Below are 14,490 nucleotides of genomic sequence, written 5' to 3'. Positions count from 1 at the left end.
CTCGCAATCACCTCGACGTGGTGATCTCCACCGTACGAGAGCCGGCCAGGGCGCGGAACGTGCCCGAGGCGGACCGCGCTCTCCTACCGGGGGCGGAGAGCGGCGGGTCAGCGGCGAGCGGTGACCCGCTCGGCCTCGGCTCGCCGCTCCTGCTGCGCCGGGTCCGGGTTGACCACCTGCACCAGCGAGGCCCCCGCCGCCAGCACCGCGAGGAAACCGTCGATGAGCTCGGCCGGCGTCTCCCACGGGGTGCTGGAGAGCACCCGGTCGCCCTCGGCGAAGCCCTGCCTGCGCGCGGAGCCGCGCGCCTCGGCCAGCACCTCGGCCACGGTCAGCCCGTCCAGCGCGGTGCCGAGCCCGCCGGGGAGGAACTGGTCGCCGTGCACCCGCACGGAGGTGGCGAAATCGGTGACCCCGATCGGCAGGTCGCGCACCGGCGCCCCGAGCGCGTCCAGCGAGAGCGCGGCCACCTCGGGCACGCCGTCCGCGTCGGCGAGCCGCTGCGCGGTGACCAGCGCCAGGTCGGCGTCCGGGTCCGGGCGCAGCACCACCTCGACCCCGGCCCACCAGCAACCGAGCAGCACCGCCGCGGTCTGCCAGTGCGCGGGCAGCAGCACCGCGACCCGCGCGCCCGGCGCCAGGCCGAACTCGTCGCGGATCAGGTTGGCGGTCTTGGCCGCCCAGTTGGCCAGCGTCAGCCCGGAGAGCTCGATCCGGGCGCCGGTCGCGTCGTCGTACCAGGTGACCCGCGGCGCGGCCGGCTCGCGGGCCAGCACCGGGTCGAGCAGGGCCTCGGTGAGGGTAAGGGCGTCTCGCATCAGTTCACGCATTTCGGTCCGGTGTTCCCTGCGGCGATCGGAGGGGCGGGTGGCACGGGCGTCGCGGTCGCCGCCGCCGTCTCCGAGAAGTCGAACACCCCGGCAGCGGACGAGCCGGGACCAGAGTAGTCGCTCGCCAGCACCACGCCGATCGCACCGGGCAGCACCGCCGCGTCGGCGCGCACCGGGAGCCCGCCGAGCGCCTCCGCGACGGCGGCGGCCTTCGGGTCGTCCGCGTCCGCGGCGACGACCGTGCTGGCGAGCGCCGTCTCCCCGGTCCAGTTGCCGATCTCGCCGGGGCGGAACCCCTTGCCGGTGAGCGCCTCCGAGACCTGCCCGGCCAGCCCGGCCACGCCGGAGGAGTTGTAGACGTCCACCGTGACCGCGGCGGGCAGCACCGCGGGCTCCCCCGCGCCCTGCTCGCCGACGAGCGAGGCCACGTACTTCTTCACCGTCTTCGGCTCCACCTTCACCACCGCCTCGCCGTAGGCGGTCATGCCGTTCAGGTCGGCCACCGGGATGGTCTCGAACCGCACCTGCCCGGCCGAGAGGTCGCGCAGCTGGCGCAGGAAGGCGAGTACGTCCCAGTCCTCGTCCAGCACGACGGTGCGCCCGACGGCATCGCTGAGCTGCTGTAGCCGCCCCGGGTTGCCGAGCGTGCCCGCGCTCAGCATCTGGCTCACCAGCTGCGCCATGAACACCTGCTGGCGCACGATCCGGTCCAGGTCGCCGCGCGGCAGGTCGTGCCGCTGCCGGACGAAGCTGAGCGCCTGCGGCCCGTCCAGCTTCTGCACGCCCGCCGGGAAGTCGGCGCCGGACATCCACTCGTCCACGGCGTTGGTCAGGCAGACCTCGACGCCGCCGACCGCGTCGGTGAGCAGCACGAAACCGAGCAGGCTCACCTCGGCGTAGTGGTCGACGGTGATACCGGTGAGGTTCGCGACCGAGGAGATCAGCGCCTTGCGCCCGGCCTGGGTGGAGCGGTCCTCGGCGGCGGACTCGGAGACGCCCTGGTTCAGCAGCTCCAGCCGCTCGGTCTCCTTGGTCGCGCCGTACGCCGAGTTGATCTTGCCCTTGCCGAACTCGGGGATGTCGACGTAGGAGTCGCGCGGGATCGAGATCGCGGTCGCCGAGCTGCCGTCGTTCGGCACCCGGATCAGCACGATGGTGTCGGTGTTGGTGCCGACCTCGTCACCGGCGTGCAGCATGGCGCGCTCGTCGTCGGAGAGCGGGTCGCCGTGCGCGTCGGTGCGGCTGTCCACCCCGACCAGCAGGATGTCGACCGCGCCGTCCCGGCCGCCGCCGAGCGAGAGATTGTCGATCCGTTCGATGTCGGAGACCAGGGAATCGACGCCGTGCCAGCCGTAACCGGTGATCGCGAAGGTGGCCACCGCGACCAGCGCGACCAGCACCCGCACCGGGCCGAAGATGGCGGGCCGCGGCTTCTCCTCCGCGATGGGCGCCGGGGGCCGCACCGGCCTGCGCCGCCGCTCCGCTCGCGGCTTCCGCTCCGCTCGCGGCTTCCGCTGCGGCCGTGGCTGCTTCTCCGCTCGCTCCGGCCGCTCCGAGCGTGGCTTCCGCTCCGGCCACGGCCGCCGCTCGGAAGCGGGCCGTGGCGCGCGCTGCCCGGACGCGCGCGGGTCGCGGCCCGGTTCCTGCTCGTCGTACCCGCGCTGCGGCACCTGTGCGTCCTCTCCACCAATCGAGCGCAGTGCTCGCTACCGGCAAGTCTTCCGTACGGCGAGCGCTCCCCGTGCCCCGGCCGTTCGCGCGCCGGTCGGGAGACCATCAGGCTAACCAACGGCAACCGGCACGCCGCCGAGCCACGCCAGCCCGGCGTGCCACACTGGCCGCCGTGACCGACGTGCAGGAAGCAGCCGCCACCACCCGCACCCCCCTGATCGTGACCGGGGCGAACGGGCAGCTCGGCCGCGAGCTGCTCCGGCTCGCCCCGCACGCGCGCGGGTACAGCAGGCACGAACTCGACATCCGGGATCCGGACGCGGTGTCGGCCGCGCTGGAGCCGGGTGCCGTCGTGCTGAACTGTGCCGCCTACACCGCGGTGGACGCCGCCGAGACCGACGCCGCGGCCGCCTTCGCGGGCAACGGGACGGGACCGGAGGTGCTCGCCGCGGCCTGTGCCCGGGCGGGGGCGAGGCTGGTTCATCTCTCGACCGACTACGTCTTCTCAGGTACCCGCTCGGCCTCCGGCGACACCGTGCCGTACGACACCACCGACACCCCCGACCCGGTCACCGTCTACGGCCGCTCCAAGCTGGCGGGGGAGCGGGCCGTGCTGGCGAGCACCGCCCGCGCGCACGTGGTGCGCACCGCCTGGGTCTACTCCGCCTGCGGCGCCGACTTCGTCAGCACCATGCTCCGGCTGGAGCGCGAGCGCGACACCGTCGACGTGGTCGCCGACCAGATCGGCAGCCCGACCTTCGCCGCCGACCTGGCCGCCGGGCTGCTGGAGCTGGCCGGGCGCCCGGAGGCGCCCCGGCTGCTGCACGCCACCAACACCGGGCAGGCCAGCTGGTTCGACCTGGCCCGCGCGGTCTTCGCCGCCGCGGGCGCCGACCCGGAGCGGGTGCGGCCGGTCGACACCGCGGCCTTCCCGAGACCCGCACGGCGTCCGCCCTATTCGGTGCTCTCCCCCCGCTCCTGGGCCGAGGCGCGGCTCACGCCGCTGCGGGAATGGCAGGTCGCGCTGCGCGCGGCGCTCGCCAGAGCCGGGGCGGGCGCGGGCGCGGCCACCGGCGACTAGGCTGAGCCGCCGTGAGCGCAACCGAATCCGCTGCCCCCGGTGGGCTCGTGGTCGTCACGGTGACCTATTCACCGGGCGAGCACCTCGAGCACTTCATCACCACCCTCGCCACAGCGACCGATGAGAAACCACAGGTCATCCTGGCCGACAACGGCTCGACCGATGGCGCACCCGAACTCGCCGCCGAGGCGAACGCGCAGGTGCGGCTGCTGCGCACCGGCGGCAACATCGGCTACGGCGGTGCCATCAATATGGCCGTCGCCCAGATCGACCCCTCGGTCGAGTTCGTGGTGATCGCCAACCCGGACATCCGCTGGGGCACCGGGTCCATCGACGAGCTGCTCGCCGCCGCGCGGCGCTGGCCGCGCGCGGGCGCGCTCGGGCCGATGGTCCGCGAGCCGGACGGCAGCGTCTACCCCTCCGCGCGCCGGGTGCCCGGCCTGGCCGACGGCGCGGGCCACGCCATCCTCGGCGCCGTCTGGAAGGGCAACCCCTGGACCCGCCGGTACCGCCGGGAGAACGAGGAGATCTCCGAGCGCACCGTCGGCTGGCTCTCCGGCTCCTGCCTGTTGGTCCGGCGCGCCGCCTTCGACAGCATCTCCGGGTTCGACTCCAGGTACTTCATGTACATGGAGGACGTCGACTTCGGCGACCGCATCGGCAAGGCGGGCTGGCACAACGTCTTCGTGCCGTCCGCCGAGGTCACCCATGCCAAGGGGCACGCGGCGGGCAAGCACCCCGAGCTCATGCTGCCCGCGCACCACGCCAGCGCCTACCGCTTCCAGGCGGACCGGCATCCGCACTGGTGGCAGCTGCCTTTGCGGCTCGCTCTGCGCGCCGGACTTGCGGTCCGCTCCCGGATTGCGGTTCGATCTGCGCTGCGCGCGCAAGGCCGCGAGCGCTAGGAAACTCTCGACAGGGGAGCTGATGGCAGGCAACGAAGGTACCGACGCGGTCATCCTGGTCGGCGGAAAGGGCACCCGGCTGCGGCCGCTCACGCTCTCCGCCCCCAAGCCGATGCTGCCGACGGCCGGGCTGCCGTTCCTGACGCACCTGCTGGCCAGGATCAAGGCGGCGGGCATCACGCACGTGGTGCTCGGCACCTCCTTCAAGGCCGAGGTCTTCTCCGATCACTTCGGTGACGGCTCCGAGCTGGGGCTGGAGATCGAGTACGTCTACGAGAGCGAGCCGCTCGGCACCGGCGGCGGCATCAGGAACGTGCTGCCCAAGCTGCGCGCCGACACCGTCGTGGTGTTCAACGGCGACGTGCTCGGCGGCACCGACCTGCGCGAGGTGTTGCGGACGCACCACACCACCGGTGCCGACGTCACGCTGCACCTCGTCCGGGTGAGCGACCCGCGGGCGTTCGGGTGCGTGCCGACCGACGATGAAGGGCGGGTGCAGGCGTTCCTGGAGAAGACGCAGGATCCGCCGACCGATCAGATCAACGCCGGGTGCTACGTGTTCCGGCGGGAGTACATCGAGAAGATCCCGGACGGGCGGCCGGTCTCGGTGGAGCGTGAGGTCTTTCCCGCGCTGCTCGCCGAGGGGGCTCGGGTCCAGGGGCACGTGGACTCGTCGTACTGGCGGGACATGGGCACCCCGGAGGACTTCGTGCGGGGGTCCGCCGATCTCGTTCGCGGGATCGCGCCCTCGCCCGCGCTGCCGGGTCAGCGGGGGGAGTCGCTGGTGCTCCCCGGGGCCGGGATCGCGCCGGGTGCGCTGCTCATCGGTGGTTCCGTGGTCGGGCGCGGTGCCGAGATCGGGGCGGGCGCCCGGCTGGACGGGGCGATCGTCTTCGACGGCGCGATCGTCGAAGCCGGGGCGACCGTGGAGCGGACCATCATCGGGTTCGGCGCTCGGATCGGGCCGCGCGCCCTGATCCGCGACGGCGTCATCGGCGACGGGGCGCATGTCGGCGCCCGATGCGAGCTGCTCCGCGGTGCCCGGGTGTGGCCGGGCGTCGTGATCCCGGACGGCGGGATCAGGTTCAGCACCGACGTCTGACGGTCACGCCTTCCAGATGTAGCGGCTCTTCGGGCGGCCCGCCTTGCCGTAATCCGATCTGCGGTCCACCAGGCCGTCGTCGGCCAGTTTCTCCAGGTAGCGCCAGGCTGTGATGCGGGAGACGCCCACCGTGGAGGCGGTTTCGGTGGCGGTCACCCCCTGGGGGGTGGTGCGGACCGCCTCCGAGATCTCGCGGAGGGTCTGGGGGGCGAACCCCTTCGGGGTGGTGGCGCGCTGATCGCTGGTGCGGAGGATGCCGAAGGCGCGGTCGATCTCCTGCTGGGTGGCGGCGGACTGGCCTTCGGGGAGGGCGTGCCGGAATTCGCGGTAGCGCTCGAGTTTGTCGCGGAAGGCGGCGAAGGTGAAAGGTTTCAACAGGTAGAGGACGACGCCGGAGGCCACGGCGGTGCGGACCATGGTGAGGTCGCGGGCCGAGGTGATGGCGATGACGTCGGGGCGCGGGGTCAGCCCGGCCATGGCGGTGGCCAGGTCGAGGCCGCTGGCGTCGGGGAGGCCGATATCCATCAGCACCAGGTCGATGGGGGCGTCGTTCGCCGACGCCTCGGCGACGGCCCGCATCCCCTCGCGCGCGGTGTGCGCGACCCGGACCGCGGTGAATCCGGTGAGCCGCTCGACGTAGGCGCGGTGCGCCTCCGCGATGAGCGGTTCGTCCTCGACGATCAGAACTCTGATCACTCCGGCTGATCCTTTCGCGGAATCGTCACCACCACGGCGCTCCCTGGTACCCGGTCGGTCCGGATTGTGCCACCGTGCCGCGACACCAGACGATGCACCAGGGCGAGACCGATCCCGTGGTGGTCGCTCTTGGTGGTGTACCCGCGCTCGGCGGCCCGCGCGAACAGCTCGGCCGACATGCCGGGCCCGCTGTCCGTCACCCGGACCTCCAGTGCCTCGTCGTGCCGCCCGATCGTCACCTCCACCCAGCGGTCGGAGGAGGCAGCGGCAGCGTCTATGGCATTGTCCACCAGGTTGCCGACCAGCGTCACGCCCTCGTGCGCGGAGAGCGGCTCGACGGTCTCCAGCGCGGTCTCGTCGCTCACCGTCAGCTCCACCGAGCGCTCGGCCGCCTGGTTCACCTTGCCGAGCAGCAGCGCCGCCAGCGCGGGATCGCCAACGGCCGTGAGCATCCGATCCACCAGCGCCTGCGAGAGCTCCAGCTCGGCGGTGGCGAACTCCACCGCCTCCCGGTAGCGGCCGAGCTCCACCATGGTGACCACGGTGTGCAGCCGGTTCGCCGCCTCGTGCGCCTGCGCGCGCAGCGACTCCGCGAAGTTCCGCACCGAGTCCAGTTCGCCGAGCACGGTGCGCAATTCGGTGTGGTCGCGGATCGTCATCACGGTGCCGATCGGGCGGCCGGCCCAGGTCACCACGTCCTGGTTGACCAGCAGCACCCGGTCCTCGGTGACGTGCGTCTCGTCGCGCACCTCGCCGCTTCCGGTGCGGCGCAGCGAGACCGGCAGGTCGTCGCGGAGCACCGGCCCCGCCGGGAGGTCGAGCAGCCTGCGCGCCTCGTCGTTCACCACGTCGGCGCGGCCGTCGGCATCGAAGACCACCAGCCCCTCGTGCACCGAGTGCAGCACGGCGTCGTGGTGCTCGTACATGGCGCGCAGCTCGGCGGGGCCGAGGCCGTGCGTCTGCCTGCGCAGCCTGCGCCCGATCAGGAACGAGCCGCCCGCCGCGGTGGCGAGCCCGGCGATCGCGACGGCGAGGATCGAGCTCAGCTGCGCGCCCACCTCGTCGCCGATCCGCGCCCTGGTGACCCCGGCGGAGACCAGCGCGACCACGGTGTCGCCGTCGTACACCGGCGTGACCGCGCGGATGGAGGGGCCGAGCGTCCCGGTGAAGGTCTCGGTGAAGGTCTGGCCCGCCAGCGCGCGGTCGATGGTGCCGGTGAAGGCCTGGCCGATCCGCTCCGGGTCGGTGTGCGTGTAGCGGGTGCGGTCCGGGGCCATGACCACGATGAAGTCCATCCCGGTCTCGCGCCGGATCTGCTCGGTGACGGGCTGCAGCCGCAGCGTCGGCTCCGCCGAGCGCACCGCGTCGACCAGCCCGGGGGAGCGGGCCAGGCTCACCGCGACGTCCACCACCTCCTGCGCGGTGGCGGAGTCGCTGTCGTGCCTGGCGTCGACGACGGCGAGCACCGCGCCCGCGGCCACGATCAGCGCGACCACCGCGAGCTGCAGCACGAAGGCCTGCCCGGCCAGGGAGAAGCCCGTTCTGTTCCCTTTGTTTCGTTGTTGTCCGCTGGAAAACCGCACCACCTGAACGTAATGCACCAAACAGTGACCCACGTCACTGGCAGGGAACATTCTGAGCAAACGGGCGGCATCGGTCGTCATCGCGGGGGCACCGACAGAAGGAACATCGCAATGAGCGACACCACGCAGCCTCCGGTCCCGGAGACCGAGGGCCAACCGGCCCGCCGCGACCGCACGCACTGGCTCTACCTCGCGGTCATCGTCGCCGTCGCCGGCGGCATCCTGGTCGGCTGGCTCGCGCCGGGCACCGGCAAGGCGCTCGGCCCGCTCGGCACCATGTTCGTGAACCTGATCAAGATGATGATCGCGCCGGTGATCTTCTGCACCATCGTGCTCGGCATCGGCTCGGTGCGGAAGGCGGCCACCGTCGGCAAGGTCGGCGGCCTGGCGATCGGCTACTTCCTCGCCATGTCGACGGTGGCGCTCGGCATCGGCCTCGTGGTCGGCAACCTGCTCGACCCGGGCAGCGGCATGAACCTCGGCCAGGACTCGGGAGCGGGCGCGCAGTACGCCGACCAGGCGCACGCGGGCGGCGGCACCGTCGAGTTCATCCAGGGCATCATCCCGACCAGCCTGCTCTCCGCGCTCACCGAGGGCAGCGTGCTGCAGGCGCTCTTCGTTGCGCTGCTGGTCGGGTTCGCGGTGCAGGCCATGGGCAGCGCGGGCGAGCCGGTGCTGCGCGCCGTCGGGGTGCTGCAGAAGCTGGTCTTCCGGATCCTCTCGATGATCCTCTGGCTGGCCCCGATCGGGGCCTTCGGCGCCATCGCCAACGTGGTCGGGCGGACCGGGCTGGACGCGGTGCTGCAGCTGGCCACGCTGATGATCGCCTTCTACCTCACCTGCCTGGTCTTCGTCTTCGGCGTCCTCGGCACGCTGATGTGGAGCGTCTCCCGGGTCAACATCTTCAAGCTCTGCCGCTACCTGGCCCGCGAGTACCTGCTCATCGTCGCCACCTCGTCCTCGGAGTCGGCGCTGCCGCGGCTGATCGCCAAGCTGGACCACCTCGGCGTCGAGCGCACCACCGTCGGCGTCGTCGTGCCGACCGGCTACTCCTTCAACCTGGACGGCACCGCCATCTACCTGACCATGGCCTCGATCTTCATCGCCGACGCCATGGGCCAGCCGCTCACGCTGACCGAGCAGCTCGGGCTGCTGGTGTTCATGATCGTCGCCTCCAAGGGCGCCGCCGGGGTCACCGGCGCGGGGCTGGCGACGCTGGCGGGCGGGCTGCAGAGCCACCGCCCGGACCTGCTCGACGGCGTCGGGCTGATCGTCGGCATCGACCGCTTCATGTCCGAGGCGCGGGCGCTCACCAACTTCTCCGGTAATGCCGTCGCGACCGTGCTGATCGGCACCTGGACCGGCACCATCGACAAGGCCAGGGTGAGCGAGGTGCTCGACCGCAAGATCCCGTTCGACGAGCAGACCATGCTCGACGACGACCACGGCGACCGAGCCGAGCCGGCCCCGGCCGCCCAGAAGGATCTGGTCACCGCCTGATCGGCAGCCCCGGGTTCGCGGCCGGGACACAAGGGGCCGCTAACCCCGCCCGCGCCAGCGGGCCACAAACACCGATTGCGCCGTCGTGCACCGGGTAGCGTCTGAATATGGCAGATGTGGTTGTCGTCGGCTCCGGGCCCAACGGGCTCGCCGCCGCCGTCGTGCTGGCGCGGGCCGGGCTCTCGGTCGAGGTGTACGAGGCGTTCGAGGCGGCGGGCGGCGGCTCCCGCACCGCCGAGCTGACGCTCCCTGGCTTCCACCACGACGTCTGCGCGGGCGCGCACCCCATGGCGCTGGCCGCCCCCTTCTTCCGCGCCTTCGACCTGGCCGCGCACGGCGTCGAGCTGCTCGCCCCCGAGGTCTCCTACGCGCACCCCCTCGACGGCGGAACCGCCGGGCTGGCCTGGCGCGACCTGGACCGCACGGTGGCCGGGCTCGGCGTCGACGGCCCGGCCTGGCGCCGCCTCTTCGCCCCGCTGGTCCGGCAGTGGCCGGAGGTGGTCGAGCTGGCCATGTCGGACATGCGGCACCTGCCCATCGCCAGGGCGAGCACCATCCGCTTCGGGCTGCGCATGCTGGAGCAGGGCAGCCCCGCCTGGAACCTGCGCTTCCGGGAGACGGCGGCCCCCGCCCTGCTCACCGGCATCGCCACGCACGCCATCACCCCGCCGCGCAAGCTGCCCGCGGTCGGCGCGGCGCTGCTGCTCGGCACGCTGGCACACGCGGGCGGCTGGGTGATCCCGCGCGGCGGCAGCCAGGCCATCGCGAACGCCATGATCGCCGAGCTGGAGCGGCTCGGCGGCCGGGTGGTCACCGGCCACCGGGTCGACTCGCTGCACGACTTCCCGGACGCGAAGGCGGTCCTGCTCGACACCGCTCCCGCCGAGCTGCTCCGGCTCGCCACCACCGAGCTGCCCGAGCGCTACGCCGCCACGCTGCGCCGCTTCAAATACGGCGGCGCCGCCTGCAAGGTCGACTTCGCGCTCTCCGGCCCGGTGCCGTGGCAGGCCGAGGGCTGCGACCGCGCGGGCACCCTGCACGTCGTCGGGACCAGGGCCGAGGCGATGGCCGCCGAGCAGGCGGTGGCCGCGGGCAACCACGCCCCGCGCCCGTACGTGCTCGCCATCCAGCCCGGCGTGGTGGACGAGACCCGCGCGCCCGCGGGCAAGCACACCTTCTACACCTACGCGCACGTCCCGCACGGCTCCACCAGGGACGTCAGCGAGGACATCATCGCCCAGATCTCCCGCTTCGCCCCCGGCTTCCGCGACCTGATCCTGGACAAACACGTCTACACCGCCGCGCAGCTGCCCGCGCACAACGCCAACTACGTCGGCGGCGACATCTCGGCGGGCGCGATGAACCTGTGGCAGACCGCCTTCCGGCCCGCGCCGCGCTGGAACCCGTACCGCACCCCGCTGCCCGGGGTGTACCTGTGCTCGTCCTCGACCCCGCCCGGCCCCGGCGTGCACGGGATGTCCGGCATGCACGCCGCCGGCCACGCGCTGCGCGAGCGGTTCGGCATCGAGACCGACCCGCTCGCGCTGCTCGGCGATCAGGCGGGCGCGGGCGTCCGGTAGAGGTCCGGCTCCAGGTAGATCACCCGCGCCGCGGGCACCGCGGCCCGCACCCGCTGCTCGGCCGCGTCGATGGCGGCCGCGATCTGCTCGATGTCGAGGCCGGGGGTGACCGCGATCTTCGCCGCCACCAGCAGCTCCTCCGGGCCCAGGTACTGGGTCTTGAGGTGGATCACCGTGTCGATGCGCTCGCCGTCGACCAGCCCGGCGCGGATCGCCCTGTCTTCCTCGGGGGTCGCGCCCTCGCCGATCAGCAGGCTCTGCATCTCGATGATGAGCACGATCGCGATCACGCCGAGCAGCGTGCCGATGCCGAGCGTGCCGATGCCGTCCCAGATCGGGTCGTCGGTCACCACGGTGAGCCCGACGCCGCCGAGCGCGAGGACCAGGCCGATCAGCGCGCCCGCGTCCTCCAGCAGCACCACCGGCAGCTCCGGGCTGCGCGAGTTGCGGATGAACCGCCACCAGCTCGCCGAGCCCTTGAGCGGGCGGGACTCCTTGATCGCGGTGCGGAAGCTGAAGGTCTCCAGCCCGATCGCGACCAGCAGGATCACGATCGCCACGATCGGCGAGCTCAGCTCCTCCGGGTGCTGCACCTTGTGGATGCCCTCGTAGAGCGCGTACACCGAGCCGAGCGTGAAGAGCACCAGCGCGACGACGAACGAGTAGAAGTACCGGTTCCGGCCGTAGCCGAACGGGTGCAGCTGGTCGGCCTCCTGCGCGGCGCGCTTCTGGCCGAGCAGCAGCAGCCCCTGGTTCGCCGTGTCGGCGACCGAGTGCACGCCCTCGGCAAGCATGGACGCCGACCCCGTGATCGCGGCGCCGATGAACTTCGCCACGGCGATGCCCGCGTTCGCCGCCAACGCGGCGATGATCGCCTTCCTGCCACCACCAGCCGACATCGTGGCCCCTTCTCTAGCGATACCCGCGCCGCTCCGGCACGGTGCGCTGCGCGCGGGACTCAGACTAGGCCAGCCCGGCCCGCTGCTCCGGGCGGACCGGGACCCGGACCCCGGCGGTGCTGCCGACGCAGGCGCAGAACACCTGGGCCCCGCCGTCCAGCGCCTGCGCGCGAATGTCGATGTCGGCGGCGGAGACCCAGGCCGCGCCCCCGCGCTCCAGGGTGATCGGCGCGCCGGTGTGGTCGTGCAGCCGTACCCGCCCTGCGGTGCAGAGCACGATGCCTGGTCCGGCGTCGGTGAGCGGAACGTGTGCGGCGCCGGGGGCGAGGTCGAAGCGGCGCAGCGCGAACTCCGGGGCCGGGGTGCGGTAGCGCACCGAGCCGTCGCCCGCCGGTTCGGGCAGCACCACCGGCAGCGCGATCGGCTCGAAGTCGAGCACCCGCAGCAGCTCGGGGACGTCGACGTGCTTGGGGGTGAGCCCGCCGCGCAGCACATTGTCCGAGTTCGCCATGATCTCGACGGCCAGCCCGCGCAGGTAGGCGTGCAGGTTGCCTGCCGCGAGGAAGAGCCCCTGGCCCGGCTCCAGCGTGATCCGGTTCAGCAGCAGCGCGGCCAGCACCCCGGCGTCGCCGGGGTAGGCCTCGGCCAGCTCCAGCGCGGTCTTGGCCTCGGCGGTGAACGGCCGCGGCCCGGTGCCGGAGAGGTAGCGCACGCAGCCGTCGAGCACCGCGGGCAGCAGCCCGGCGAGCGCGTTGTGCGGCAGGGTGATCCAGGTGGTGAAGAGCATGCGCAGCCCGGAGGCGTCCGGCTGCGCCGCGAGCAGCTCCGCGTAGTGCGCCAGCTCGCCGACGTCGAGCGCGCGCAGCAGCTCGACCGTCCTGGTCGGCTCCCGGAATCCGGCCAGCGCCTCGAACCGCTCCAGCGCGACCACCAGCTCCGGCTTGTGGTTGTCGTCCCGGTAGTTGCGCAGCGGCGAGTCCAGCGCGACCCCGGTGGCGTTCTCCCGGCCGAAGCCGGCCAGCGCCTGCTCCCGGCTCGGGTGCGCCTGCAGCGAGAGCGGCTCCTCGGCCGCGAGCAGCTTCAGCAGGAAGGGCAGCGTGCCGTCGAACGGCGCCGCGGCCCAGCCCAGTTCGCGCGCCGGGTCGGCGGCGACCAGGTCGAGCAGGGAGCGCCTGCCCGCGCCGTCGAGCACGACGTGCGCCGGGTCGGCCGGGTGCGCGCCGAACCACAGCTCGGCCTCCGGGTGCGCCGACGGCACCGGCCTGCCGCACAGCTCCGCCAGCGCGGTGCGCGACCCCCAGGCGTACGAGCGCAGCGCACCCACCAGTTCGTGCACTAGAAGCGTCCCCCGTCGTACCGGTCCGGCGTGCCGCCGGGGGCGGCGAGCAGCCCGAGGTAGGCCGCGGCCATCTCCAGCCGCAGCGCGAGCACCGCGAGCTGCTCCACCTCGCCGCCGCGGCTCGGCTCCGGCGCGGCGTCGGCGGGCGGGGTGCTCGGCGCTGCCGGGTCGGTGAGCCCGCTGTGCAGCAGATCCAGCTCGGCGTTCACCAGTTCCGCGTCGACCGGGCCCGCGCCCTCGCCACCGAAGCGGGCGATCCGCCTGCCCGCGGCCGCCTGGTCGGCGTCCGCGCTGAGCACGAAGATCCGCACCCGCTCCACCGGGGCCGGGCCGTCCAGCTCCTCGTCGTGGAAGAGCGGGTCGAAGTCGGGCGCGGCGCCTGCCGCCACCGCGACCAGCCGCGGCTGCGCGGCCACCGCCTCGGCCAGGGTCACCGCCGCCGCGACCTGCCCGGCCGACTGCAGCAGCACCTCGGCCCCGTGCTCGGCCAGCGCCGCCGTGCCGGGGGAGTCGCCGCTGAAGACCACGCGGTGCTGCCGCATCCGGGCGGCGAGCGTCTTGGCCGGGTTGTGGAAGACCTCGTTCTCGGGGCCGTCGCGAAGCGCCTCGGCGTCGAGAATGTCGGCCAGCTTGTTCAGGTCCGGCACCGCGACCCCGGCGCGGCCGGGGTCGATGGCGGCGAGCACGGCCAGCCCGGCGGCGAAGTAGCGCAGCAACCGGTTGTGGTCGAGGACCGTGACGCGCGGCTCCAGCAGCGCGGCCCTTCCGCCCGCCGCGGCGGCCAGCGGCCCCTCGATCGGCGCGGCGACCACCACCGCGGCGCCGCGCCGCTGGGCCCGGTCCACCGCCTCCAGCAGCCGCGGGTCGCCCGCGTCGTCCCCGGCCACCAGCACCACGTCCAGCGCGCCGACCCAGGCGGGCAGCGCGGAGACCGGGACGACCGGCAGCCCGGACTGCGGCCCGAGCGCGGCGATCAGCAGCGCGGCGGCCCGCGCGGCGCGGCCGGAGCCGGTCACGATCACCAGGCTGCGGGCGCCGGTCCTCGGCAGTGTGGCGAGCGCGTTCTCCGTGACGGCCGCCGCGGTGGCGCGCACCTGGGCCCCGCCGGACGCGGCGGAGCGCAGTGCGCCGTTGGCGTCGGCGGCCGAGATCGACGCGGCATCATCGAGGTCGAGCACCGGTGTTCCAGCGATCATCGGGCGTCCCACCTCCCCTCATCGCGGTGTGATCGGTCGGGCCGTACCCGCCGCCCCGGCGTCCACACCGAGGACTCGGGCGAATGCGGTCTCTGTGATTCCACTATT

12 protein-coding genes are annotated in these 14,490 nt (G+C 73.3%); 5 read left to right on the top strand and 7 right to left on the bottom strand.

The window, feature by feature from the left end; all coding sequences use genetic code 11:
• Positions 1–107: 107 nt before the first annotated feature.
• Positions 108–818: a TIGR03089 family protein gene (locus LTT61_RS12910; protein WP_233020172.1), complete on the bottom strand. Its 711-nt coding sequence runs from the start codon at positions 816–818 to the stop codon at positions 108–110.
• On the bottom strand, positions 818–2,275 hold the full coding sequence (locus LTT61_RS12905) for an LCP family protein (protein ID WP_420094809.1): 1,458 nt from the start codon (positions 2,273–2,275) through the stop codon (positions 818–820). Before LTT61_RS12905 ends, LTT61_RS12910 begins: the two co-directional genes overlap by 1 nt.
• A 398-nt stretch (positions 2,276–2,673) precedes the next feature.
• On the opposite strand from LTT61_RS12905, the gene rfbD reads away from it, so the two are divergent.
• The 3 genes from rfbD to LTT61_RS12890 are packed head-to-tail and all read left to right on the top strand — an operon-like array spanning position 2,674 to position 5,589.
• A complete protein-coding gene (rfbD, locus tag LTT61_RS12900; RefSeq protein WP_233020171.1) occupies positions 2,674–3,582 on the top strand; it encodes a dTDP-4-dehydrorhamnose reductase in 909 nt (302 codons plus the stop codon).
• Between the two features lie 11 nt (positions 3,583–3,593).
• A complete protein-coding gene (locus tag LTT61_RS12895; RefSeq protein ID WP_233020170.1) occupies positions 3,594–4,487 on the top strand; it encodes a glycosyltransferase family 2 protein in 894 nt (297 codons plus the stop codon).
• Positions 4,488–4,509: 22 nt separating this feature from the next.
• Positions 4,510–5,589 (top strand): sugar phosphate nucleotidyltransferase, encoded by a 1,080-nt coding sequence (locus LTT61_RS12890; protein WP_233020169.1) that lies wholly within the window; start codon positions 4,510–4,512, stop codon positions 5,587–5,589.
• Between the two features lie 3 nt (positions 5,590–5,592).
• Here the strand turns inward: LTT61_RS12890 and LTT61_RS12885 are convergent, their stop codons facing one another.
• Positions 5,593–6,285 (bottom strand): response regulator, encoded by a 693-nt coding sequence (locus LTT61_RS12885; protein ID WP_233020168.1) that lies wholly within the window; start codon positions 6,283–6,285, stop codon positions 5,593–5,595.
• Positions 6,282–7,796: a sensor histidine kinase gene (locus LTT61_RS12880; RefSeq protein ID WP_233020167.1), complete on the bottom strand. Its 1,515-nt coding sequence runs from the start codon at positions 7,794–7,796 to the stop codon at positions 6,282–6,284. The genes LTT61_RS12885 and LTT61_RS12880 overlap by 4 nt, the downstream gene beginning before the upstream one ends.
• Before the next feature lie 183 nt (positions 7,797–7,979).
• On the opposite strand from LTT61_RS12880, the gene LTT61_RS12875 reads away from it, so the two are divergent.
• Both LTT61_RS12875 and LTT61_RS12870 read left to right on the top strand, forming a co-directional pair.
• Complete coding sequence (locus tag LTT61_RS12875) at positions 7,980–9,368, top strand: cation:dicarboxylate symporter family transporter (protein ID WP_233020166.1); 1,389 nt, start codon at positions 7,980–7,982, stop codon at positions 9,366–9,368.
• Between the two features lie 107 nt (positions 9,369–9,475).
• Positions 9,476–10,948 (top strand): phytoene desaturase family protein, encoded by a 1,473-nt coding sequence (locus LTT61_RS12870; RefSeq protein WP_233020165.1) that lies wholly within the window; start codon positions 9,476–9,478, stop codon positions 10,946–10,948.
• Here the strand turns inward: LTT61_RS12870 and LTT61_RS12865 are convergent.
• The 3 genes from LTT61_RS12865 to LTT61_RS12855 all read right to left on the bottom strand — a co-directional run bounded on the left by LTT61_RS12865 (position 10,924) and on the right by LTT61_RS12855 (position 14,382).
• On the bottom strand, positions 10,924–11,847 hold the full coding sequence (locus LTT61_RS12865; RefSeq protein ID WP_233020164.1) for a cation diffusion facilitator family transporter: 924 nt from the start codon (positions 11,845–11,847) through the stop codon (positions 10,924–10,926). The genes LTT61_RS12870 and LTT61_RS12865 overlap by 25 nt on opposite strands.
• A gap of 64 nt (positions 11,848–11,911) precedes the next feature.
• The gene (manA, locus tag LTT61_RS12860) at positions 11,912–13,183 is read right to left on the bottom strand and encodes a mannose-6-phosphate isomerase, class I (RefSeq protein WP_233020163.1); all 1,272 of its coding nucleotides are present in this window, start codon (positions 13,181–13,183) and stop codon (positions 11,912–11,914) included.
• On the bottom strand, positions 13,183–14,382 hold the full coding sequence (locus LTT61_RS12855; RefSeq protein WP_233020162.1) for a tobH protein: 1,200 nt from the start codon (positions 14,380–14,382) through the stop codon (positions 13,183–13,185). The genes manA and LTT61_RS12855 overlap by 1 nt, the downstream gene beginning before the upstream one ends.
• Between the last annotated feature and the right edge of the window lie 108 nt (positions 14,383–14,490).

It is taken from the genome of Nocardia asteroides (genome assembly GCF_021183625.1).
Lineage (GTDB): Bacteria > Actinomycetota > Actinomycetes > Mycobacteriales > Mycobacteriaceae > Nocardia > Nocardia asteroides_A.
This window is presented reverse-complemented; position numbering and strand designations above follow the sequence as displayed.